This is a genomic window from Saccharopolyspora sp. NPDC000359 (assembly GCF_040300525.1).
Classification (GTDB): domain Bacteria; phylum Actinomycetota; class Actinomycetes; order Mycobacteriales; family Pseudonocardiaceae; genus Saccharopolyspora.
In genome coordinates this window covers 13,158-33,341 of record NZ_JBEPDU010000022.1, presented here as the reverse complement: position 1 = coordinate 33,341, position 20,184 = coordinate 13,158, and the positions used below count along the sequence as shown (strand labels likewise).

Annotated in this window: 19 protein-coding genes and 1 riboswitch; of the genes, 6 read left to right on the top strand and 13 right to left on the bottom strand. The window is 70.8% G+C overall.

Going from position 1 to position 20,184, the window contains the following annotated elements:
• Positions 1-65: 65 nt before the first annotated feature.
• From ABT324_RS16160 to ABT324_RS16150, 3 genes are all read right to left on the bottom strand, one after another.
• The gene (locus tag ABT324_RS16160; RefSeq protein ID WP_351177228.1) at positions 66-1,181 is read right to left on the bottom strand and encodes a methyltransferase; all 1,116 of its coding nucleotides are present in this window, start codon (positions 1,179-1,181) and stop codon (positions 66-68) included.
• A 220-nt stretch (positions 1,182-1,401) separates the two neighbouring features.
• Entirely contained in the window at positions 1,402-2,589 is a 1,188-nt protein-coding gene (locus tag ABT324_RS16155; protein WP_351177225.1) for an MFS transporter, read from the bottom strand.
• Between the two features lie 71 nt (positions 2,590-2,660).
• Positions 2,661-3,257 (bottom strand): TetR/AcrR family transcriptional regulator, encoded by a 597-nt coding sequence (locus ABT324_RS16150; protein WP_351177222.1) that lies wholly within the window; start codon positions 3,255-3,257, stop codon positions 2,661-2,663.
• Positions 3,258-3,362: 105 nt separating this feature from the next.
• Between ABT324_RS16150 and ABT324_RS16145 the strand changes: the two genes are divergently transcribed.
• The 4 genes from ABT324_RS16145 (at position 3,363) to ABT324_RS16130 (ending at position 6,846) form a co-directional block, all read left to right on the top strand.
• Positions 3,363-3,773 carry a hypothetical protein gene (locus ABT324_RS16145; RefSeq protein WP_351177219.1) on the top strand — a complete coding sequence of 137 codons (411 nt, stop codon included), beginning with the start codon at positions 3,363-3,365 and terminating at the stop codon, positions 3,771-3,773.
• Complete coding sequence (locus tag ABT324_RS16140; protein ID WP_351177216.1) at positions 3,770-4,693, top strand: NAD-dependent epimerase/dehydratase family protein; 924 nt, start codon at positions 3,770-3,772, stop codon at positions 4,691-4,693. The genes ABT324_RS16145 and ABT324_RS16140 overlap by 4 nt, the downstream gene beginning before the upstream one ends.
• A gap of 121 nt (positions 4,694-4,814) precedes the next feature.
• Entirely contained in the window at positions 4,815-5,228 is a 414-nt protein-coding gene (locus tag ABT324_RS16135; RefSeq protein ID WP_351177213.1) for a hypothetical protein, read from the top strand.
• Between the two features lie 337 nt (positions 5,229-5,565).
• On the top strand, positions 5,566-6,846 hold the full coding sequence (locus ABT324_RS16130) for an aspartate aminotransferase type Ic (protein ID WP_351177211.1): 1,281 nt from the start codon (positions 5,566-5,568) through the stop codon (positions 6,844-6,846).
• A 78-nt stretch (positions 6,847-6,924) separates the two neighbouring features.
• Here the strand turns inward: ABT324_RS16130 and ABT324_RS16125 are convergent, their stop codons facing one another.
• Both ABT324_RS16125 and ABT324_RS16120 read right to left on the bottom strand, forming a co-directional pair.
• Entirely contained in the window at positions 6,925-7,779 is an 855-nt protein-coding gene (locus ABT324_RS16125; protein ID WP_351177208.1) for a bifunctional 5,10-methylenetetrahydrofolate dehydrogenase/5,10-methenyltetrahydrofolate cyclohydrolase, read from the bottom strand.
• A 25-nt stretch (positions 7,780-7,804) separates the two neighbouring features.
• A riboswitch (ZMP/ZTP riboswitch) is annotated at positions 7,805-7,897 on the bottom strand.
• A 131-nt stretch (positions 7,898-8,028) separates the two neighbouring features.
• Positions 8,029-8,430: a cupin domain-containing protein gene (locus ABT324_RS16120; RefSeq protein ID WP_351177205.1), complete on the bottom strand. Its 402-nt coding sequence runs from the start codon at positions 8,428-8,430 to the stop codon at positions 8,029-8,031.
• A gap of 51 nt (positions 8,431-8,481) precedes the next feature.
• Between ABT324_RS16120 and ABT324_RS16115 the strand changes: the two genes are divergently transcribed.
• A complete protein-coding gene (locus tag ABT324_RS16115; RefSeq protein WP_351177202.1) occupies positions 8,482-9,465 on the top strand; it encodes a GlxA family transcriptional regulator in 984 nt (327 codons plus the stop codon).
• A gap of 141 nt (positions 9,466-9,606) precedes the next feature.
• Here ABT324_RS16115 and ABT324_RS16110 read toward each other — a convergent pair whose 3' ends face one another.
• The 3 genes from ABT324_RS16110 to ABT324_RS16100 all read right to left on the bottom strand — a co-directional run bounded on the left by ABT324_RS16110 (position 9,607) and on the right by ABT324_RS16100 (position 13,800).
• Entirely contained in the window at positions 9,607-12,429 is a 2,823-nt protein-coding gene (locus ABT324_RS16110; protein ID WP_351177199.1) for a vitamin B12-dependent ribonucleotide reductase, read from the bottom strand.
• A gap of 163 nt (positions 12,430-12,592) precedes the next feature.
• The gene (nrdR, locus tag ABT324_RS16105; RefSeq protein WP_351177196.1) at positions 12,593-13,075 is read right to left on the bottom strand and encodes a transcriptional regulator NrdR; all 483 of its coding nucleotides are present in this window, start codon (positions 13,073-13,075) and stop codon (positions 12,593-12,595) included.
• Positions 13,076-13,350: 275 nt separating this feature from the next.
• Positions 13,351-13,800 carry a LysM peptidoglycan-binding domain-containing protein gene (locus ABT324_RS16100; RefSeq protein ID WP_351177193.1) on the bottom strand — a complete coding sequence of 150 codons (450 nt, stop codon included), beginning with the start codon at positions 13,798-13,800 and terminating at the stop codon, positions 13,351-13,353.
• Between the two features lie 213 nt (positions 13,801-14,013).
• Between ABT324_RS16100 and lexA the strand changes: the two genes are divergently transcribed.
• Positions 14,014-14,730, top strand: coding sequence for a transcriptional repressor LexA (gene lexA / locus ABT324_RS16095; protein ID WP_351177190.1), 717 nt, complete (start codon positions 14,014-14,016; stop codon positions 14,728-14,730).
• A gap of 65 nt (positions 14,731-14,795) precedes the next feature.
• On the opposite strand, the gene ABT324_RS16090 is transcribed toward lexA, so the two are convergent.
• The 5 genes from ABT324_RS16090 to ABT324_RS16070 form a co-directional block, all read right to left on the bottom strand.
• The gene (locus ABT324_RS16090) at positions 14,796-15,902 is read right to left on the bottom strand and encodes a hypothetical protein (protein WP_351177187.1); all 1,107 of its coding nucleotides are present in this window, start codon (positions 15,900-15,902) and stop codon (positions 14,796-14,798) included.
• Between the two features lie 43 nt (positions 15,903-15,945).
• Positions 15,946-17,412 carry a GTPase HflX gene (gene hflX / locus ABT324_RS16085; protein WP_351177185.1) on the bottom strand — a complete coding sequence of 489 codons (1,467 nt, stop codon included), beginning with the start codon at positions 17,410-17,412 and terminating at the stop codon, positions 15,946-15,948.
• A 142-nt stretch (positions 17,413-17,554) separates the two neighbouring features.
• Positions 17,555-18,397 (bottom strand): diaminopimelate epimerase, encoded by an 843-nt coding sequence (gene dapF / locus ABT324_RS16080; protein ID WP_351177182.1) that lies wholly within the window; start codon positions 18,395-18,397, stop codon positions 17,555-17,557.
• Between the two features lie 9 nt (positions 18,398-18,406).
• Positions 18,407-19,318 carry a tRNA (adenosine(37)-N6)-dimethylallyltransferase MiaA gene (miaA, locus tag ABT324_RS16075; RefSeq protein WP_351177179.1) on the bottom strand — a complete coding sequence of 304 codons (912 nt, stop codon included), beginning with the start codon at positions 19,316-19,318 and terminating at the stop codon, positions 18,407-18,409.
• Positions 19,319-19,369: 51 nt separating this feature from the next.
• A complete protein-coding gene (locus ABT324_RS16070; RefSeq protein WP_351177176.1) occupies positions 19,370-20,074 on the bottom strand; it encodes a class III extradiol ring-cleavage dioxygenase family protein in 705 nt (234 codons plus the stop codon).
• Between the last annotated feature and the right edge of the window lie 110 nt (positions 20,075-20,184).

Sequence of the window (20,184 nt, the reverse complement as noted above, 5' to 3'; positions counted from 1 at the left end):
TGCCCTCCCTTTCTGTTGTCACAGGTGGGACGGGCTCGCGACCTGGAACGTGACACCCGCGGTCCTCAGCCGGACGGCGCCAACCGCCACAAGGAGACGATCTCCGCTGCTCGCGCGGCGTGGAGCGGGTCTCGGGAGGCGCTGGCCTTCGGGTGGCGAGCCCCGGTGCTGGTCCTGGAGACGACACGGAGTCCTGCTCGGTCGACGGCGTTGAGCAGGTCTGCTCGGGTGCGCAGTCCGAGCCGTTCCGCCAGGTCGGAGAGGATCAGCCAGCCTTCACCGCCCGGGTTCAGGTGGGCGGCCAGCCCGTCGAGGAAACCCCGCAGCATCCGGTTCTCCGGGTCGTAGACCGCGTGGTCCAGCAACGACTGCGGGCGGGCGGGAATCCACGGCGGGTTGCACACGACCAGCTGAGCACGTCCCGGCGGGAAGAGGTCGGTCTGCAGCGGGTGGATCCGCTCGGCCAGCCCCAGGCGTCGTGCGTTGTCCGCAACGCACCGGATCGCCCGGGGTGAGTTGTCGGCGGCCACCACGCTCGCCACACCTCGACGGGCGAGAACTGCCGCCAGCACGCCGGTTCCGGTGCCGATGTCGAAGGCGGCCCGGATCGGCGGCAGCGGAGCACTCGCGACCAGGTCGACGTACTCGCTCCGCGTGGGTGCGAACACTCCGTAGTGCGGGTGGATGCGCGCACCGAGTGCCGGTACCGGAACTCCCTTCCCTCGCCACTCCTGGGCACCGATCACGCCCAGCAGCTCCCGCAGCGGCACCGCGTACGGCGCGTCGGCCGGTCCGTAGACGTCTCGGCAGGCAGTGCTGACATCCGGTGCGCGGCGTAGCGCGAGCACGTGGCCGGGCTCCACCCGCACCAGGACGTGCGCAAGCACCCGTGCCTTGCGGGCTTGTTCTTGCCGGTGGTGGAGGAACACTTCGGTCATCGACGAGGTGCGCTGCGGCGGCCGTCGCAAGCGGCGGGCGAGGGCGTTGAGCAGTCGGCGGGCCTGGTGGAAATCTCCCCGCCACAACAGGCCCGTGCCCTTGGCCGCCAGGCGGTGCGCCCGGTTCGCGGACATCCGGTCATCGGCGTCGACGACCCGGACCGGTGGTTCCGCGCCGTTCGCCGAGAGCCAGCGGAGGCCGATTCCGGGCAGGATCGCAGCGTCGTTTTCTGAGGGGTGCATGAACCGCTCCTGCTGATGCGGTCGAGTGCAGCTCGGCGTGAACAGCCTGAGCCGCACGGAGGTGGTGGTGGACGCGTCAGCTCACCGGCCGAGCACAGGTGCGTCGACCGGTGGGGCGAGGTCCGGAGCTAACCGACCACAGCAGCATGAGCAGGAGCTGTCACGTCATGGAGATTACCGCGACGTGCTGGGGCGGGGGCCTCAGCACGTCGCGGAACTCCTAAGCCGTCACGGGTTCGACGTTCTGCCGATCGTCCGGCTGGGCGGTTTTCGGTGCCGTGCGGCGGAGGTCGGGGAGCAGTGTCAAACCTCCGAGCACCGCCAGTCCAGCTCCCAGCCACAGCGGGGAACGCAGGCCGAAGTGCTCGATGGCCACTCCCCCGCCCCACGACCCGATCATGACGCCGAAGGTGATGAACGAGGAGTGCACCGTGTTCACCAGCGGCCGCGCATTGGCGGTGCGGTGCACCCGGGTGATCATCGCCGGGTTCATCGTCACCCCGACCAGGCCGATGCCCAGCATGAACGCCACTGCGGGGACACTTAGGTGCGCCAGCAGCGCGAACCCGGTCAGGAAGGCAGCGTTGAGCACCAGGCCGACGAGCATGACCGCGACCGGGTTGCGGTCGGCCAGCCGACCGACCACGGTGTTGCCGACGACCGTCGCGGCACCGTAGGCGACGAGCAGCAGCGGCACGGTCGTGGCCTGGAAACCGCTCACCTCGGTGAGGATCGGGTTGAAGTAGCTGAACGCCGAGAACGTGGCACCGATGATGAGCGTGCTGGTGAGCAGCACCCACCACAGCTTCGGCGAGCGGAAGACACCCAACTCCCGCCGGAAGTTCCCCTCCTCCGCAGCGCGGTCGAGCTTGGGCACGCCGACCAGGGTGCACAGCGCCGCGACGACGGCCAGTGCCGAGATCGCCCAGAACGCGGCACGCCAACCGAAGCGCTCACCGACCAGTGTGGACAGCGGCATGCCGAGCAGGGTGCCCAGCATCAGTCCGTTCATCACCACGGCGATGGCCCGACCACGCACTTGCGGGCGGGTCAGCTGGGCGCACAGGGCCAGCGCGACCCCGAAGAACGCCTGCGAGGCCACCCCGGTGAGGATGCGGGCCACCACCATCACCCCGTAGCCCGTCGCCGTGGCCGCCAGCAGGTTGCCGCCGAGGAAGATCGCGAACAGGCACATCAGTGCCGTCCTCGGCGGGGTCCTCATCAGCACTACAGTCAGCACCGGTCCGCCGAGGGCCATCGCAGCGGCGAACGCGGTGATCAGGTATCCGATCTGCGGGATGGTGGCACCGAGTCCGGCGGCCATCTGGGGCATCAGCCCGGCCACCACGAACTCACTGGTCACCATGGCGAAGATGCCCAGGGCGAGGATGTGGACCGCGCGCGGCATGGCACTCCTTGTTTTAGATGGATCAGTACAGAACTGGGGCAGCACTCGGCTCGCTCCCGCCCCGAGCCGGTTCAGCAGGTCAGGGCATCGAGCGCGGTTTCCGCGATGGACTCCAGCACGACTTGGTCAGCACCCGCCTGGCCAGCGATCCGCATCCCGCCGATCACCGCGTTGACGAACCCGGCGAGCGCACCCGCATCGCGCGTGGAGGTGATGGTGCCGCTGCGCTGACCGGCCTCGACCACCAACCGCAGCGCGTCCAGGCGACGCGCTGCGTCCCGGTCCAGGACCTGAGCAGCCTCCGGGTCCCGCCCGGCGAGCTCGACCACGGAGTTGACCGTGAGGCAGCCGAAGCTGCGCCCGTCACGCCGGTTCTCCACCTCGGACTCGACGATCACCGCGAACAGCACGCGGATCCGCTCCAGCTCGGAGCGCTCGACGTCGTCCAGGATGGCCAGCTGCCTCGTCGTCGTGGCGTCGATGTAGCGGACGAGCGCGCGCATGAACAGGTCGTGCTTGCTGCTGAAGGTGTTGTAGATGCTGCTGCGACCGAGGCCGGTCGCCTCGCAGAGGTCCTGGGTCGACGTCGCCTCGTAACCGTTCGCCCAGAAGGTCCGCATCGCGGCGTCCAGCGCACGGTCCTCGTCGAACAGCCTCGGTCGCGCCATGCGACGACCGTAGCAGGTTCTGAAACGGTCTATCCAATACTCCCCTGTCACGTCCCGACCGCCTCGCTCGTCCACCCGGTGACCGAGATCGAAGGGGAAGGACCGATGACAACACGCGCGCACACCCCGCCGGCCGCCTTCACCTCGACCGCGACCATCGCGGGAGCGGTCATGATGCTGGTGATCGGCGCCTGGTGCCGCCTCGACCCGACCGGCTTCGCGGCGTGGGCGAACTGGCCGGACCACGAGCACTTCCTGCACGACGCGGGGGTCTTCCAGGTCGGCATCGGGCTGCTGATGCTCACCGCCCTGGTCCAGCGCGACGCGCTCACCGTCGTGCTCACCGGGTTCGTGGTCGTCAACACGCTGCACGGGGTGAACCACGCGGTCGACACCGGCGGCGGCCACCCGTCCGATCCGTGGATCCTGTTCGGCGCCGCCGCGCTGGGAGCCGTTGCCCTCCTGGTCCGGGTGCGCTCGACCCGTCACGCCGACGAGCAGGAGGTGCAGCGATGAGAATCGTGCTAGCCGGAGCCACCGGGACGATCAGCTCCGCCCTGGTTCCCCAGCTGCTCGCGGCAGGTCACGAAGTCGTCGGCCTCACCCGGACCACCACCGGTGCCCAGCGGCTCCGCACGGCAGGAGTCACCCCCGTGGTCGTCGACGTGATGTCCGCCGACGCACTCCTCGCCGCACTCGCGGGGCACACCGCGGATGCGGTGGTCCACCAAGCCACGGCCATCACGCGAACGCCTGCGCGCCACCGCGACCTCCACCCGACCGACGCGTTACGCGATGTCGGTACCCGGAACCTGGTGCGCGCCGCCAAACAGCTCGGCGCGCGCAAGTTCATCACGCAGTCGTTCTTCCTCGGCTACGGGTGGTGCGACCACGGCCAGCAGCTCCTGACCGAGGAGCACCCGTACGCCGAACTGGGACACGGCGCCTTCGACCACCACATGCGATCACTCCGGTCCAATGAGGAGCAAGTGCTCGGGTCGGCCGACTTCGATGGCACCGCACTGCGCTACGGCCTGTTCTACGGGCCCGAGCCGTTCACCCGCAAGATGTTGGCCCTGGCACGGAGGAGGCTGCTCCCGGTGCCGCGCCCGGCCGCCACCCTGCACCCGATCCACATCGCCGATGCAGCGTCCGCCACGGTCGCTGCGCTTGAACGCGGACGCGCCGGAGAGGCGTACAACATCGTCGACGACCAACCCGCCGACATGGCCGAGTTCCTCGACGCGGTCGCGGCGACCGCGGGAGCACCGGCGCCGCGACGCATCCCGGGTTGGCTGCTCCGCCCCACCCCCTACCTGCACGCCCTGCTGGTCGGCACCAGGATCGGACTCGACAACGGCAAGGCCAAGCGCGAGCTGGACTGGGCTCCCCGGTACCCGACATTCCGGGACGGGCTGCCCTCCGCGCTCACCTGAAGCGCCGGGCGACAAGCCCCAACCCGCCTTCCGCGGAACTGCGGGAAAAATGGCGCGCGCCAACAACCGGCCTCGCACTACCGTGGGCACACCGCCGACACACCCCGCTGCGGAGCGCGCCATGCTGGACGAACACCTCGCCGAGATCCGGATCGGCATCTACGCGACCCCGGCCGATGCCGCCAGACTCGTCGAGGAGTGCGGCGCGACCCTGCGCAGGAGCGCTGTCCCGCACGAGGTTTCCGCCGTGGAGCAGGACCAAGCTCAAGCGGGCGAGGAGGTGCCCCTCGCCGAGTTCTACGACGAGCTGCCCCAGCAGTGGCGACTCGAGAACCCTGGTGCTTGCCCGGGGGCTCGGCGCGCCCACGAGATCCGCGTCCTCCTGGTCACCAGCCGTCCACGGTTGGACGCCCTTCGCGAGGAACTGTCCCGAACCATCTGCCCCGATCCAGCGCACGCCGGCCCCTGTCCGATCCCCTGGGCGTCCAGCTCCTCCGCCTCCGGTCGCCGGTACGCAAGCCTTCGCGCCCGCTAGGCCCCCGATCCGTTCGTCCGGATTGGCCGGTCCGCTCCGCACCTGACTGGTGTTCGCCGTGGGCGTTCCGCCTGGAATGGCTCGGTCTGGTCCTCCGCACGCGACGAACCACGCAACACCTGCCTTGGCTCGCGTCCACGAGGTGGGACCGATCTGATCCAATGTGGCCAGGAACACGGCACGTACACTCCTCGCGGGATCGGCTGCCAGCACAGGGATTCCCACCCCCGCCCCAGCCGGTGCACCCGGAGGCCACCCGGTGCCGTCCAGAGTGCCGCGAGCAGGTCATTAGGCTGTGCGGGTGGCCCGTTCCACGATTCACGGCGAAGGGACTCCGGTGAACGCTCCAGCATCGACCATCGAAGAGCTGACCGCCCAGCGCGACCGCGCCAGCCAGGAGCACGCGGCCCTGGTCGCGCGCGGCCTGAAGCTGGACCTCACCCGGGGTAAGCCGTCGCCGCGCCAGCTCGACCTCGCCAACGGACTGGTTGCGGCTCCGGACTCGCTGACCGCCGCCGACGGCACCGACCTGCGCAACTACGGCGGACTGCAGGGCCTGCCCGAGCTGCGCGCGATCTTCAGCGAGGAGCTGCAGGTCCCGGTCGAGCAGCTGCTGGCCGCGGGGAACTCCAGCCTCGAGCTGATGCACGACGCCCTGGTCTTCGCGCAGCTCGGCACCCTCCCGGGCGGCCAGCGCCGCTGGGTGGACGAGCCCGAGATCGCGTTCCTGTGCCCGGTCCCCGGCTACGACCGGCACTTCGCGCTGTGCGAGCGGTTCGGCATCAAGATGATCCCGGTCCCGATGACGGCCGACGGCCCGGACATGGACGTCGTCGAGCCCCTGGTCGCCGACGACCCGAAGATCAAGGGCATCTGGTGCGTGCCCAAGTACAGCAACCCGGACGGCACCGTCTACTCCGACGAGACGGTGCGCCGCCTGGCGGCCATGCCCACCGCTGCCCCGGACTTCCGCATCTTCTGGGACAACGCCTACGCGGTGCACCACCTCACCGACGAGCCCGCGGAGATCGCCGACCTGCTCGCGCTGTGCGCCGAGCACGGCAACGCGGACCGGGCGTTCGTCTTCGGCTCCACCTCGAAGATCACCTTCGCCGGTGGCGGTGTCGCCTTCTTCGGCTCCTCCCCCGCCAACATCGAGTGGTGGCTGGGCTGCACCGGCAAGCGCAGCATCGGCCCGGACAAGATCAACCAACTGCGGCACGTCCGCTTCCTCCGCGACGCCGACGGCCTGCGCGAGCACATGCGCCAGCACGCGGCGCTGATCCGCCCCAAGTTCGACGCTGTCGACAAGATCCTGGCTGACGAGCTGGGCGGCACCGGTCTCGCCTCGTGGACCAAGCCCGCCGGTGGCTACTTCATCAGCCTGCAGGCCCCCGAGGGCTGCGCCCGCGCGATCGTCGCGAAGGCCAGGGAGGCGGGCATCGTCCTCACCCCGGCCGGTGCGACCCACCCCTACGGTGAGGACCCGACCGACAGCGTGATCCGCATCGCCCCGACCTTCCCGGACCAGGCGGAGCTCGAAGACGCCATCGCCGGGCTGGCCACCTGCGTGCGCCTCGTCGGCACGGAGAAGCTCCTCGCCGACCGCCAGGACTGACCGGTCGGGGTGGGGGTCGCCGTGGTGACCTCCACCCCGACCGAGGCCCGGTCCGCGGAAGGACCGGGCGTGCTCACCTCAAGCGGCGCTCGGCAGCTGCCGGAAGGCCGCGTTGACGGTTTGCTCCAGCAGGACCGCGATGGTCGTGGGGCCGACTCCGCCCGGAACCGGGGTGAGCAGGCCAGCGCGGGTGCGCGCTTCGTCGAACGCGACATCGCCGACGTTGCCCTCGTTGTAACCGGCGTCCACCACGACCGCACCGGGCTTGAGCCACTCGCCCCGGACGAACTCCGGCTTGCCGACCGCAGCGACGACGATGTCCGCGGTCCGCACGATCGAAGGCAGGTCCACAGTCCTCGAGTGGCACACCGTCACCGTGGCGTCACGCGCCAGCAGCAGCATGCTCATCGGCTTGCCCAGGATGGCGCTGCGCCCGATCACCACCGCGTGCTTGCCGCGCGGGTCCACCTCGTAGGTGTCGAGGAGGCGCATGATCCCCGCCGGGGTGCACGACGCGAAGCCGTCCAGCCCGAACGCCATCGCGGCGAAGGACTGCGAGGTGACACCGTCGACGTCCTTGGCCGCCGCGATGGCGTCGAACGCCGCGCGCTCGTCGATGTGGTGCGGGACGGGGTGCTGCAGCAGGATGCCGTGCACCGACGGGTCGTTCGACAGCTCGGTGATCGCCCCCACCAGTTCGTCGGTGGTGACCGTGCCCGGCAGCGGCACGTGCCGGGACTCGATGCCGTACTTCGCGCACCGGTTCCGCTTCATCCGCACGTAGGTGACCGAAGCCGGGTCCTCGCCGACCAGCACGGTCGCCAAGCAGGGCTTCGCCCCGGTCCGCGCCTCGAACTGCGCTGCCCGCTCGGCGGCGCGATCCATGATGCCGCGAGCCACTTCGGTGCCGTTCATCAGGCGAGCCTCGGACATGCGTTGCTCCTCGGGTGTCGTGGTCACTGATCACCCAGACGCGCGGCTCCGGACCGGCAGGGCCGGCCGGGCCGCTCCCCGGTGGTGCTCCACCTGAACGCCAGTCACGGCCCGCCCACACGATAACCAGCCCTGCGCGCGGGAGTGCTGCTGACCACCCGCTGGTGCGAGACGCGCCACGTCGCGCCTCCCGCAGCACACCGACGTGGGCGGGGAGCGGGCCCTTCGGCCAGCTCCCCGGTGCGCCGGTCAGCTCCGCGGTTCGAGTGCGTGCCCGGTCGTGGGTGTGATGTGGTCGGGCACCTGCTCGTGCTGGTCGCCGACGTTCGATGTTCCGGTCGGTTCGAAGAGCAGGATCGATGCACCGTCCTGGGAGAAGGGCCGGTGCTCGACCCCGCGCGGCACGACGAAGACCGAACCCGGCTGCAAGGTGACGACGCGCTCGCCGTCGGCGTCGCGCAGCCCGATGCCCAGTTCTCCGTCGAGGACGAGGAAGAACTCGTCGGTGTCCTCGTGGCTGTGCCAGACGAACTCGCCAGCCACCTTGGCGATCCGGACGTCGTAGTCGTTGACCTGGGTGACGACCCGCGGGCTCCAGAGGTCCTCGAACGTGCGGAGTGCGGCTGCCAAATCGATTGGTTCGTTGCTCACGATGACATCGTCGTGCGCGACGCCACCCGACGGGAGTGCTAGGAATAGCGGATGTCGCACGAATCCTCGCACCGGGTCGCCCTGATCGTCGATGACGGCTCGAACCCGTTCGAGCTCGGTGTCGCCACCGAGCTGTTCGGACTGCGTCGGCCGGAACTCGGCCGACCGTGGTACGACTTCGTGCTGTGCGCCGCCGAACCCGCTGTGCGGATGCACCGCGGCATGTTCACCATGTCCGGGGTGGCCGCACTGGACGCCGCGGAGTCAGCCGACACCGTCATCGTGCCCAACCGGCCCGATCCAGAAGTCGCGCCGAGCCCTGAAGTGGTTCGGACGATCCGACGGGCGGCTCGGCGAGGAGCTCGCCTGGTGAGCTTCTGCACCGGCGCGTTCACCCTGGCCGAGGCGGGAGTGCTCGACGGCCGCCGGGCCACGACGCACTGGCGTTGGGCCGAGACCTTCACCGCCCGCTACCCGGCAGTGCGGCTGGAACCGGACGTGCTGTACATCGACGAGGGCAACGTGCTGACCGCCGCCGGAAGCGCCGCCGCGCTGGACCTCGGGCTGCACCTCATCCGCCGCGACCACGGCGCCGAGATCGCCAACGCGGTCAGCCGACGCCTGGTCTTCGCCGCCCACCGCGACGGCGGGCAGCAGCAGTTCATCGAACGACCGGTCGCCGCGGTCCCCGATGCCTCGCTCGCCCCGGTGCTGGCCTGGGCCCAGCGCAACCTGGACCAGCCGATCACCGTCGGCGACCTGGCCGAACAGGCGGCGGTCAGCCCGGCCACCCTGCACCGCCGGTTCCAGGCGGAGCTGGGCACCACACCGCTTACGTGGCTCACCGCGGAGCGCGTGGCGCTGGCGTGTCGACTGATCGAGCGCGGCGAGCTCCGCCTCGACCGGGTGGCCGACGCGAGCGGACTCGGCACAGCCTCCAACCTGCGCACCCAGATGCGGCGGAGGACGGGGCTCACCCCCACCGAGTACCGCCGACGCTTCACCGCCACCCCGGTGCCCGCTGCGACGACCTGATCGGGGCTCCCCGCTCCGAGCGGTCCCGAACCGCACGCCACGGAGGACGAGCAGGCGACAGCAGAAAGGGGAGCCGGCCGGTGGCCGACTCCCCTTCCTGCTTCAGGTGCTCACTCCCCCGTTGCGCTCAGCCGTTGCGGCTCAGCTGCAGCCGGAGGTGGAGCCGCAGCCCTCGCAGAGGTAGCACGAGCCCGACGGGCGCATCTTGGTGCCGCAGGTCATGCACAGCGGGGCGTCCGCCGCCTTGCCCAGGCGCAGCTCCAGCAGCTCGGTCGAGCTGCCCGCGCGCGGCGCGTCCTCGGACTTCTCCTCCTTCGAGTAGTCCACAGTAGAGCGCAAGGTGTCCAGGTGGACCTCGCTCGGCTGCTCGGACGGGACCACGTCGGTGCCGTTGACCTGCGCCTCCCGCTCATCGGCGGTGAAGATGCCCAGCTGGGCGCGCTTCTCGTAGGGCAGGTAGTCCAGCGCCAGGCGGCGGAACAGGTAGTCGAGCACGCTGCTGGCCATCCGGACGTCCGGGTCGTCGGTCATCCCGGCCGGCTCGAAGCGCAGGTTCTGGAACTTCGAGACGTAGAACTCCAGCGGGATGCCGTACTGCAGGCCCACCGAGATCGACATCGAGAAGGCGTCCATGACACCCGCCAGGGTCGAACCCTGCTTGCCGAGCTTGACGAAGATCTCGCCCAGCCCGTCGTCCGGGTAGGACCCGGCGTGCAGGTAGCCCTCGGCGCCGCCCACGGTGAACGAAACCGTCTGGCTCGGCCGCTTCTTCGGAAGCCGCTTGCGGACCGGGCGGTACTCGATCTGCTTCTCGACCTCCTTCTCCTTCTCGGCCTTGTCGCCCTTACCCGCCGACAGCGGCTGACCCACCTTGCAGTTGTCGCGGTAGATCGCCAGCGCCTTCAGGCCCAGCTTCCAGCCCTCGAAGTAGAGCTGCTCGACCTCCTCGATGGTCGCCGACTCCGGCATGTTGACCGTCTTGGAGATCGCACCCGAGATGAACGGCTGCACCGCGGCCATCATCCGCACGTGGCCCATCGGGGCGATCGAGCGCTCGCCCATCGCGCAGTCGAAGACCTCGTAGTGCTCCGGGCGCAGGCCCGGCGCGTCGACCACGTGGCCGTGCTCGGCGATGTACTCGACGACCGCCTCGATCTGCTCGTCCTGGTAACCCAGCGCCTGCAGCGCCCGCGGCACCGTCTGGTTGACGATCTGCATGGAGCCGCCGCCGACCAGCTTCTTGAACTTGACCAGCGCCAGGTCCGGCTCGATGCCGGTGGTGTCGCAGTCCATCATCAGGCCGATGGTCCCGGTGGGGGCCAGCACCGACGCCTGGGCGTTGCGCCAGCCGTTGCGGGCACCGATCTCCAGGCCGTCCTGCCACACCTTGGTCGCCAGCTTGTGCACGGTGGCGTCGTTGTGGTGGTAGGTGCGGACCAGGTCGTTGGCCGCCGCGTGCTTGCGCATCACGCGCTGGTGTGCCTCGGCGTTGCGGGCGTAGCCCTCGTACGGGCCGACCACACCGGCCAGCTCCGCGGACCGCTTGTAGGCGGTGCCGGTCATCAGCGAGGTGATCGCCGCCGCCAGCGCCCGGCCGCCGTCGGAGTCGTAGGCGTGCCCGGTAGCCATCAGCAGCGCGCCCAGGTTGGCGTAGCCGATGCCCAGCTGGCGGAACTTGCGGGTGGTGACGCCGATCGACTCGGTCGGGAAGTCCGCGAAGGAGATCGAGATGTCCATCGCGGTGATGACGAACTCGACGGTCTTCTCGAACAGCTCCGCGTCGAAGGTCAGGTCGTCGCGCAGGAACTTCAGCAGGTTCAGCGAGGCCAGGTTGCAGCTGGAGTTGTCCAGGTGCATGTACTCCGAGCACGGGTTGGACGCGGTGATCCGACCGGTCTCCGGCGAGGTGTGCCAGTCGTTGATCGTGTCGTCGTACTGGATGCCCGGGTCGGCGCACTCCCAGGCGGCCTTGGCCATCTTGTGGAACAGGTCGCGGGCCTGGACCGAGTCCAGCACCTCACCGGTGGTGCGGGCGCGCAGCCCGAACTTGCCGTCGCTCTCCACCGCGCGCATGAACTCGTCGGAGACGCGCACCGAGTTGTTCGCGTTCTGGTACTGCACCGAGTTGGAGTCGGCGCCGCCGAGGTCCATGTCGAAACCGGCGTCGCGCAGCGCGCGGATCTTGTGCTCCTCGCGCGCCTTGGTCCCGATGAACTCCTCGATGTCCGGGTGGTCGACGTCCAGCACGACCATCTTCGCCGCGCGGCGGGTCGCACCGCCGGACTTGATGGTGCCCGCGGAGGCGTCCGCACCGCGCATGAACGACACCGGCCCGGACGCGGTGCCGCCCGAGGACAGCAGCTCGCGCGAGGAGCGGATGCGGGAGAGGTTCAGCCCGGCCCCGGAACCGCCCTTGAAGATCAGGCCCTCTTCCTTGTACCAGTCGAGGATCGACTCCATGGTGTCGTCGACGGACAGGATGAAGCAGGCCGAGACCTGCTGGCGCGAGTTGGTGCCGACGTTGAACCACACCGGCGAGTTGAAGCTGAACACCTGGTGCAGCAGCATCCAGGTCAGCTCGTGCTCGAAGATCTCCGCGTCCGCGTCGGTGGCGAAGTAGCCGTGCTCGACACCGGCGGCGACGTAGGTCTTGACCACCCGGTCGATGAGCTGCCGGAGGCTGCTCTCCCGCTCCTCGGTGCCCACCGCACCGCGGAAGTACTTGCTGGTGACGATGTTGACCGCGTTGAGCGACCAGAAGTCGGGGAACTCGACACCGCGTTGTTCGAAGTTGACCGACCCGTCCCGCCAGTTGGTCATCACCACGTCGCGGCGCTCCCACTTGACCTCGTCGTAGGGGTGCACCCCCTCCGTGGTGTAGACGCGCTGCACCCGGATGCCCTCGCGGGCACCTGCTTCCGGCTCCCCCGCTGCGCCGGCCGGGCTACCGACGGTCTCTGTCATGACCTGACCCTCTTCCTTGTCACTCGCTCGTCGTGCTTGGTCGGCCCCGTCCGGGCTCCCCGTCCGGTTCGGTCGTGGCTGTCCTTCCAGCCGCGCCCCTGGCTGGGGCGACGGCTGACGTCCTGCGTTCCCGGCCCCGCGGCGAACCGCGCGCCGGCGAGACTTACTCACGGTCGCTCTCCACACCGGCCTGCGCGGCGGCGCGAGCAGCGCGCAGGTCGGTGATCTCCTTCTCGAAGTCCTCCACCGAGGAGTACGCCCGGTACACGCTGGCGAAGCGCAGGTAGGCGACCTCGTCCAGCTCGCGCAGCGGGCCGAGGATGGCCAGACCGACCTCGTGGCTGGGCAGCTCGGCCACCCCGAGCGACCGGACGGTCTCCTCCACCTGGTGCGCGAGCTGCTGCAGCGCGTCCTCCTCGACCGGACGGCCCTGGCACGCGCGGCGCACGCCGCGCACCACCTTCTCCCGGCTGAAGGGTTCGGTGACACCGGAGCGCTTGACCACCGACAGCACCAGCTCCTCGATGGTCGTGAAGCGCCGACCGCACGTCGAGCACGATCGCCTGCGCCGGATCGCCTGGCCTTCCTCGACCTCGCGCGAGTCGACGACCCGGGAGTCCTCCCCGCGACAGAATGGGCACCGCACCGGCACTCACCCCCTTCCCCAGATCGCCGCCGCCCACCTTCGCGGCAGTCGGCGACCACTTGCCCCCCGTGGATGCGCGAACACCTTACAAGCCCAACCTGTGGACTAAATACACGGGCGTAACTACTAGATGTTGTGGTCGACTCTAAACCGCACAGTATCGGGACGCAAACTCGGGATGACCTTCGGAGCGTTGCCACCCACCCCCTCGCGCGGCGCGCGCGGAAACCCCAGGTCGCCGAGCGAGGGCGAGCCGCACCGCACCGCCGGGCGGGTCATCCGGACACCGGGACCACCAGCACCCGACCGGCCTCGACGGTCGCCGAGCCGAGCCCGTTGAGCTCCGCGATACGGGCCACCACCGCCCGCGGGTCGTCGTCCGGCGCCACCCGTTCGGCGATCCCCCGCAGAGTGTCACCCACTCGTACCTCGACGAGGGCGGTGCCACTCGTCGTCGGCGCGTCGCGGAACCCGAACAACCCCACCAGCATGACAATGAGGAAGGTGAAGATCGCCACCGAGGTCAGCCAAAGCCACTCGCCGCTCCGGCGCGCCCCTTCGCGCCTAACCGCGGCTGGCTGCGGCGCGCGCAGGACGCCCTGGTCCGGCGCCCGCCGCTCGCCGTCCCGGGCACTGGCGGCCTCGACCGACTCCGCCTCCCGCCGGGCGGCCGACCGCCGCTCGACCTGGCGCGTCCGCCCCGCCGCACCGATGAACGTGGTCATGCCGCCTCCCGCACCGCTGATCATGATCGAATAGGTGTTCGATCGAACCTGCGTGCGATTGTGTACCAAGAGTGCTCCACGGCGCGACACCCGGGGCCGAAATTAACTCGAACAGGTGTTTGATCTCTGGGTTTCGCGCGTCTACTGTGGAAAGCGGGTGGGCCGAACGGCCCCCGCGATCAGCACCGCAGTACAGACGGACAGGAGGCAGCGGTGGCGAGCAATGCGACCGGCTCGATCAAGGGCCGGGTACACGACGTCGAGGACTCCCAGGCCGACGTGCACTCCCTGCCCGAACAGGCCAGCGGAACCGAGGAGCTCAGCGATCGGCAGCTCCGGGTCCTGGAGGCGATCCGCAAGTGGATGCGCGAGCACGGCTACCCGCCCAGCGTCCGCGAGATCGGTGACGCCGTCGGGCTCACCTCGACCTCCTCGGTCGCCTACCAGCTCCGCGTGCTGGAGCGGAAGGGCTACCTGCGCCGCGACCCGCACCGGCCGCGCACGGTCGGCGTGCTGGTCGGCGGCGAGCCGGAGGTGGAGGGCGCCGGGCAGACCAAGCCCGCCTACGTGCCGGTGGTGGGCCGCATCGCGGCCGGTGGCCCGATTCTGGCCGAGGAGTCGATCGAGGACGTCTTCCCGCTGCCGAAGGAGATCGTCGGCGACGGGACGCTGTTCCTGCTCAAGGTCGTCGGTGACTCGATGGTGGACCTCGCCATCACCGACGGGGACTGGGTGGCGGTCCGCCAGCAGCCGGACGCCGAGAACGGCGACGTGGTGGCCGCGATGATCGACGGCGAAGCGACGGTGAAGACCTTCAAGCGCACCGACGAGCACGTCTGGCTGCTGCCGCACAACGCCGCGTACGAGCCGATCCTGGGCGACGACGCGGCGATCCTCGGCAAGGTGGTCGCGGTCCTGCGCCGACTCTGACGCAGGCCTGCACCAGGCAGGTCTTCCCGCGGCGCCGAGCAACGGCTGGTACCGGGAGCTCCCGGTCAGCGGTTGCGGCGCAGTCGGCCCGCGAGGAAGACGATCACCCCGGCCAGCACCGCGGCGACCAGCAGCGACTGGCCGGTCGTCGTGCTGCCCCCGGATGTGGGCTCGGCCCGCCCGACGGGCTGGGGGTCCGGGGCGTCGCCGTCCGGCGGTGCGGTAGCGGTGCCGGTCAGGAGCTCCGCCACGCCCGGGATGCGGCGAACTGGTTCGCTCCCCTCGGACGCGGACAGCAGGGAACCGTCGGGCTCCCAGGCGATGGCTTCGCCCTGCCGCTCATTGGGCAGCGCGAGGCGCAGTGGTTCCCTCCCGAGGGCGGCAGCCACGTCACCATCCGGTGCGCTGAAGAGGTAGACGTCGGTGTAGGTGCGGATCGCGACGGCCGTGCCGTCGTGGTTGACCGAACCTCCGGTGACCAGGGTGGTGCTGAACGCGCGGGAGAGCGGGCCGCCCGGGGTGTCGGTGGCGCGCAGCGACACCGAACCGACCCGTTCCAGCGGCACGGTCCGCTCGGTGTCCAGCGGTTGGGCCGGGCGGTAGACACCGGCCGTCCCCAGCGGTTCCTTGGTGACGATGAAGGGCACACCCGCCCGGTCGAGCAGCAGCGCCTCCGCGTCGTGCGCGCCGTCCGGGTAGGACAACCGGTACAGCGCGACACCGCCGCCTGGTGGCATGACGTGCAGGGCGATGGTGTCCCGGCGGCGGCGGTTGTCCCCGATGTCGGCCAGCCACAGCGAACCGTCCCGGCCCAGTGCGAGGTCTTCCACGTCGAACGGGTCGTTCGACGCCGTGCGGACGTCGCGGACCGAGCAGTCCACCGGGTCGAGGACGTGCACCCGCAGCGACCGACCGCCGTCGTTGACGGCGTACCAGGAGCGGCCGTCGGAGGCCAGGCCGGAGAGCTCGTCCAACCGCTCGTCCTGGACCCGGCACTGCTCGGCCGGTTCGGACAGCTGCGCGCCAGCTGGCGACGCCGCAGCGGTCCCCGACACCATCAGCAGGGCTGCCGCGACCAAACCGAGGCCTGCGCAGCGGGCAGTGGACCCGCTGCGGTGCCAGCTGCTCACGCGGGCCCGGAAGCCCCACCGCTGCCGCACGTCAGGTGCCACGCCACAGCAACCGACCAGGACGCGAGGGGCTCACCGGCCGCGCTCACCCCTTCCCGGTGAACGGCTCCAGCGCGCTGGCCAGGTCCGGCCGGACCTTGGCGCGGAGCCGGGTGCCGTCCGGGGTGTGCTCCTCGTCGACGACCTCACCATCGGCGTGCACGCGCGCGACCAGCTCGCCGCGGGTGTAGGGCACCAGCGCGTCGACGAAGACGTCCGGCCGGGGCAGCCGGTCGGCGATGACCTGCCGCAGCTCCGGCACCCCGACACCGCTGTGCGCGGACACGAAGATCGCGTCCGGCAGCAACCGGCGCAGCTCGGCGATGCGCGTCTCGTCCACCGAGTCGATCTTGTTCACCACCAGCAGCTCCGGCGGCATCCCCGACTCGTGCTCGTCGCCGATCTCGTTGAGCACCTCGCGCACCGCAGCGACCTGCTCGTGCGGCGAAGCCTCGGAGCCGTCCACGACGTGCACCAGCAGGTCCGCCCCGCTGACCTCCTCCAGCGTCGAGCGGAAGGCCTCGACCAGCTGGTGCGGCAGGTGGCGCACGAAACCGACGGTGTCGGTGAGCGTGTAGGCGCGCCCGTCCGGGGTGGTGGACCGCCGGGTGGTGGGGTCCAGGGTGGCGAACAGCGCGTCCTCCACCAGCACCCCAGCGCCGGTCAGCGCGTTGAGCAGGCTGGACTTGCCCGCGTTGGTGTAGCCGGCGATGGCCACGCCCGCCACCTCGTTGGCCTCGCGGCGCCCGCGCTTGGTGCCGCGCACCGTGCGCATCGCGGCCAGCTCCTTGCGGAGCTTGCTGATCCGCTTGTGAATGCGCCGCCGGTCGGTCTCCAGCTTGGTCTCACCAGGACCACGGGTGCCGACACCGCCGTTGGCCCCGGCGCGACCACCGGCCTGCCGGGACATCGTCTCGCCCCAACCGCGCAGGCGCGGCAGGAAGTACTGCAGCTGGGCCAGCTCGACCTGCGCCTTGCCCTCCTTGGAGCGGGCGTGCTGGGCGAAGATGTCCAGGATCAGGGCGGTCCGGTCGACCACCTTGACCTTCAGCTTCTCCTCCAGCTGGCGCAGCTGGCCTGGTGAGAGCTCGCCGTCGCAGATCACGGTGTCGGCGCCGGTCGCGACGACGATGTCGCGCAGCTCGCGCACCTTGCCGGATCCGATGTAGGTGCCGGGGTCCGGGCGGTCGCGGCGCTGGATGAGGCCCTCCAGCACCTCCGAACCGGCCGTCTCGGCCAACCGGCCCAGCTCGGCGAGCGAGGCGTCGGCGTGCTCGGCGTCGCCGTCGGTCCAGACGCCGACCAGCACCACCCGCTCCAGGCGGAGCTGGCGGTATTCGACCTCGGTGATGTCCGCGAGCTCGGTGGACAGCCCGGCGATCCGCCGCAGCGACGCGCGCTCGGCGAGCTCCAGCTCACCCGTGGACGGCTCGGCAGGCGGATTGGATTCGTACCCGTCGGCCTCGACCACGTCGTGGTCGAGCTCGGCGGACCAGGTCAGGGAATTTTTCATATCAAGGCCATTGTCCCACGGTCCGCGACCCATTTTCACGCCTCGGACCGACGGAGACCCGTTTGCTCCCCTGCAAGGCCCCTGACGGCCGCACCCGCACGGGTGCCGGGCAACCCGAGGTCCACGGCGTGCCGGGCAGGACCTACGCGGTCGCCCACCAGGTCGGGTCGAGGTGGCCGCGCGCCACCAGGACGGCTGGTCCGGTGAGCGTGGCGGTCGAGGAGGTGACCTCCACCTCGACGGTGCCGCCCGGGATGTGCACCACACGGCGCCCGGTCTCCGCACCGGCCGCGTGCAGCGCTGCTGCCGCCGCCGCAACCGTCCCGGTCCCGCACGAGCGGGTCTCGCCCACCCCGCGCTCGTGCACCCGCATCTGCACGTGGTCGCCGTCCAGCGGCCGGACGAACTCGACGTTCACGCCGTTCGGGAACAGCTCCGGGTCGTGCGGCGGCTGGGTGGTCAGGTCGAGGTCGGCCAGCTCGGCGTCGCTCACGCAGGCCAGGTGCGGGTTGCCGACGTCGACGGCGACGCCGGAGAAGCTGCGGCCGGAGGCGCTGGTGGTCGACTCACCGAAGATCTTCGCCATGCCCATGTCGACGGTGACCTGCCCGTCCTCGCGGATCCGGACCGGGCGCACGCCCGCCCGGGTGCCCACCGGCAGCTCACCTGCGGTGGCCAGGCCAGCGTCGACCAGGTAGTGCGCGAACACCCGCACCCCGTTGCCGCACATCTCGGCGATCGAACCGTCGGCGTTGCGGTAGTCCATGAACCACACGTCCGCCGGGACGTCGGCCGGGGCGTCCGGCAGGGCGCCGGTTCGGATCACCCGCAGCACGCCGTCGGCGCCCAGACCGCGTTGGCGGTCGCACAGCGCGCGAACCCGATCGGCGGTCAGCTCCAGCTCACCGTCCGGGTCGGGCAGGATGACGAAGTCGTTCTGGGTGCCGTGGCCCTTGACGAACTCGGGGCCCTGAGGAGTGCGCACGCCACGAGTCTACGGAGCGAGCGCGGCCCGGACGTCGGAGACCAGGGCCGGGTCGGCGGCGTCGAACCAGCGGATCCGGTCGTCGCGGCGGAACCAGGAGCGCTGCCGCCGGACGAAGCGGCGGGTCAGCTTCGCGGTCTCGGCCGCGGCGGCCGCCATGTCCTCGTCGCCGTCGAGCTCGGCCAGGACCTGCTGGTAGCCGAGGGCGCGGCTGGCGGTGCGGCCCTCCCGCAGCCCGACCGACTCCAGGCGGCGGACCTCCTCGACCAGCCCGGCGTCGAACATGCGGGTGACGCGGAGGTCGACGCGCTCGTCGAGGGCCTCGACGGGGCGGTCCAGGCCCAGCAGCACGGCGCCGTAACGCGGCGGCCCGGGGGTGGGCAGGTTCGCCGAGAACGGCTTGCCGGTGATCTCGATGACCTCCAGCGCCCGCACGATGCGCCGCCCGTTGCTGCTCAGGATCGCCACCGCGGCTGCCGGGTCCAGCTCCGCCAGCCGCCGGTGCAGCTCGGCGGGGCCGACCTGCACCAGCTCCGCCTCGTACTTGCGCCGGACTTCCGGGTCGGTGCCGGGGAAGGTGAGGTCGTCGATCACGGCCTGCACGTATAGCCCGGAGCCGCCGACCAGGATCGGGGTGCGGTTGCGCGCGAGGACGTCCTCGACGGCGGCGCGGGCGTGCCGCTGGTAGGCCGCGACCGAGGCGGTCTCGGTGACGTCCAGGACGTCGAGCTGGTGGTGCGGAACGCCCTGGCGCTCGGCCTCGGTGAGCTTGGCGGTGCCGATGTCCATCCCCCGGTAGAGCTGCATGGCATCGGCGTTGACCACTTCACCGCCGAGCTCCTGCGCGAGTTCCACGGCCAGGTCCGACTTGCCGGTGGCGGTGGGTCCGACGACCGCCACGAGGTGGGGGAGGCACTGCACGCCTCGACCCTAGTTCCTCCCCCGCGACCTGCCGGATGCCACCGCCTGCGGTCAGGGTTGCCGGGTCCAGGTCGCCACGTGGTAGGTGACGCCGTACGGGGTCGCCGAGTACAGCAGCTCGCCGCGCCAGGTCCCGCCGCTGGCCGCCACGACTCCCGGCAGCACCTGGAGCGCGGCGCGCCCCTCGACGCCGAGTTCGGCGCACAGCTGGGGGTCCAGGCCCTGCAGGCGGCCGGTGTCGACGTCGGCCAGCGCCGTGCGGATCTGCTCGTCGAGCTGTCCGGCACGCTCGTCGGGCGGGTGGGGCGAGCGCTCGTCCGAGCAGTTGGTGCCGTCCGCCAGGACCAGCAGGCCGGTGGACTCCGCCGCCAGCGACTCGCCGAGCCGTCGGCTCTCCTCCGGCGGGGTGCCCGGGGCGAGCAGGCGCACCGAGGCGGAGCGGGCACCGGCCTGATCGCGCAGCAGTCCGGTGATCAGGGCCGGGAGCGGGAGCTCCGGGTCCGTCGGCGCGGTGCCGCCCAGCGTCACCCGGACGTCCACGCCGAATCCCTCGAAGGTGCCCGCCGAGTCGGGGCCGAGCACGGCCGGGCCGGACCGATCTGCGCCAACGGCCACCCATTCGGCCGCTTGTTCAGTCAGACTGGACACGGCGCGCGAACAGGCGCCCCGCAACCGCGCGGTCTCCGCGTCGGCGCGCACGGTCAGCGCGGGGACCAGCAACGGCGGGTACGGCACCACAGCGACACAGGTGATCACATCTGTGCACGGTAGAGGCACTGGCGAATGGCACGGAGCGGGGAGCCGCCAGCAGCGGCGAGATCGACTTGGCCACCCCTGCCCGCTGCACCCGAACAGGTGCTTGATGA

What these genes read in the sequence shown, in the direction of transcription:
- ABT324_RS16100 (WP_351177193.1), bottom strand. Translation starts at nt 13,800, where the DNA reads ATGACCACGTTCATCGGTGCGGCGGGGCGGACGCGCCAGGTCGAGCGG.
- ABT324_RS16160 (WP_351177228.1), bottom strand. Translation starts at nt 1,181, where the DNA reads ATGCACCCCTCAGAAAACGACGCTGCGATCCTGCCCGGAATCGGCCTC.
- ABT324_RS16115 (WP_351177202.1), top strand. Translation starts at nt 8,482, where the DNA reads ATGTCGCACGAATCCTCGCACCGGGTCGCCCTGATCGTCGATGACGGC.
- ABT324_RS16145 (WP_351177219.1), top strand. Translation starts at nt 3,363, where the DNA reads ATGACAACACGCGCGCACACCCCGCCGGCCGCCTTCACCTCGACCGCG.
- ABT324_RS16155 (WP_351177225.1), bottom strand. Translation starts at nt 2,589, where the DNA reads ATGCCGCGCGCGGTCCACATCCTCGCCCTGGGCATCTTCGCCATGGTG.
- hflX (WP_351177185.1), bottom strand. Translation starts at nt 17,412, where the DNA reads ATGAAAAATTCCCTGACCTGGTCCGCCGAGCTCGACCACGACGTGGTC.
- ABT324_RS16135 (WP_351177213.1), top strand. Translation starts at nt 4,815, where the DNA reads ATGCTGGACGAACACCTCGCCGAGATCCGGATCGGCATCTACGCGACC.
- ABT324_RS16125 (WP_351177208.1), bottom strand. Translation starts at nt 7,779, where the DNA reads ATGTCCGAGGCTCGCCTGATGAACGGCACCGAAGTGGCTCGCGGCATC.
- ABT324_RS16150 (WP_351177222.1), bottom strand. Translation starts at nt 3,257, where the DNA reads ATGGCGCGACCGAGGCTGTTCGACGAGGACCGTGCGCTGGACGCCGCG.
- ABT324_RS16140 (WP_351177216.1), top strand. Translation starts at nt 3,770, where the DNA reads ATGAGAATCGTGCTAGCCGGAGCCACCGGGACGATCAGCTCCGCCCTG.
- ABT324_RS16110 (WP_351177199.1), bottom strand. Translation starts at nt 12,429, where the DNA reads ATGACAGAGACCGTCGGTAGCCCGGCCGGCGCAGCGGGGGAGCCGGAA.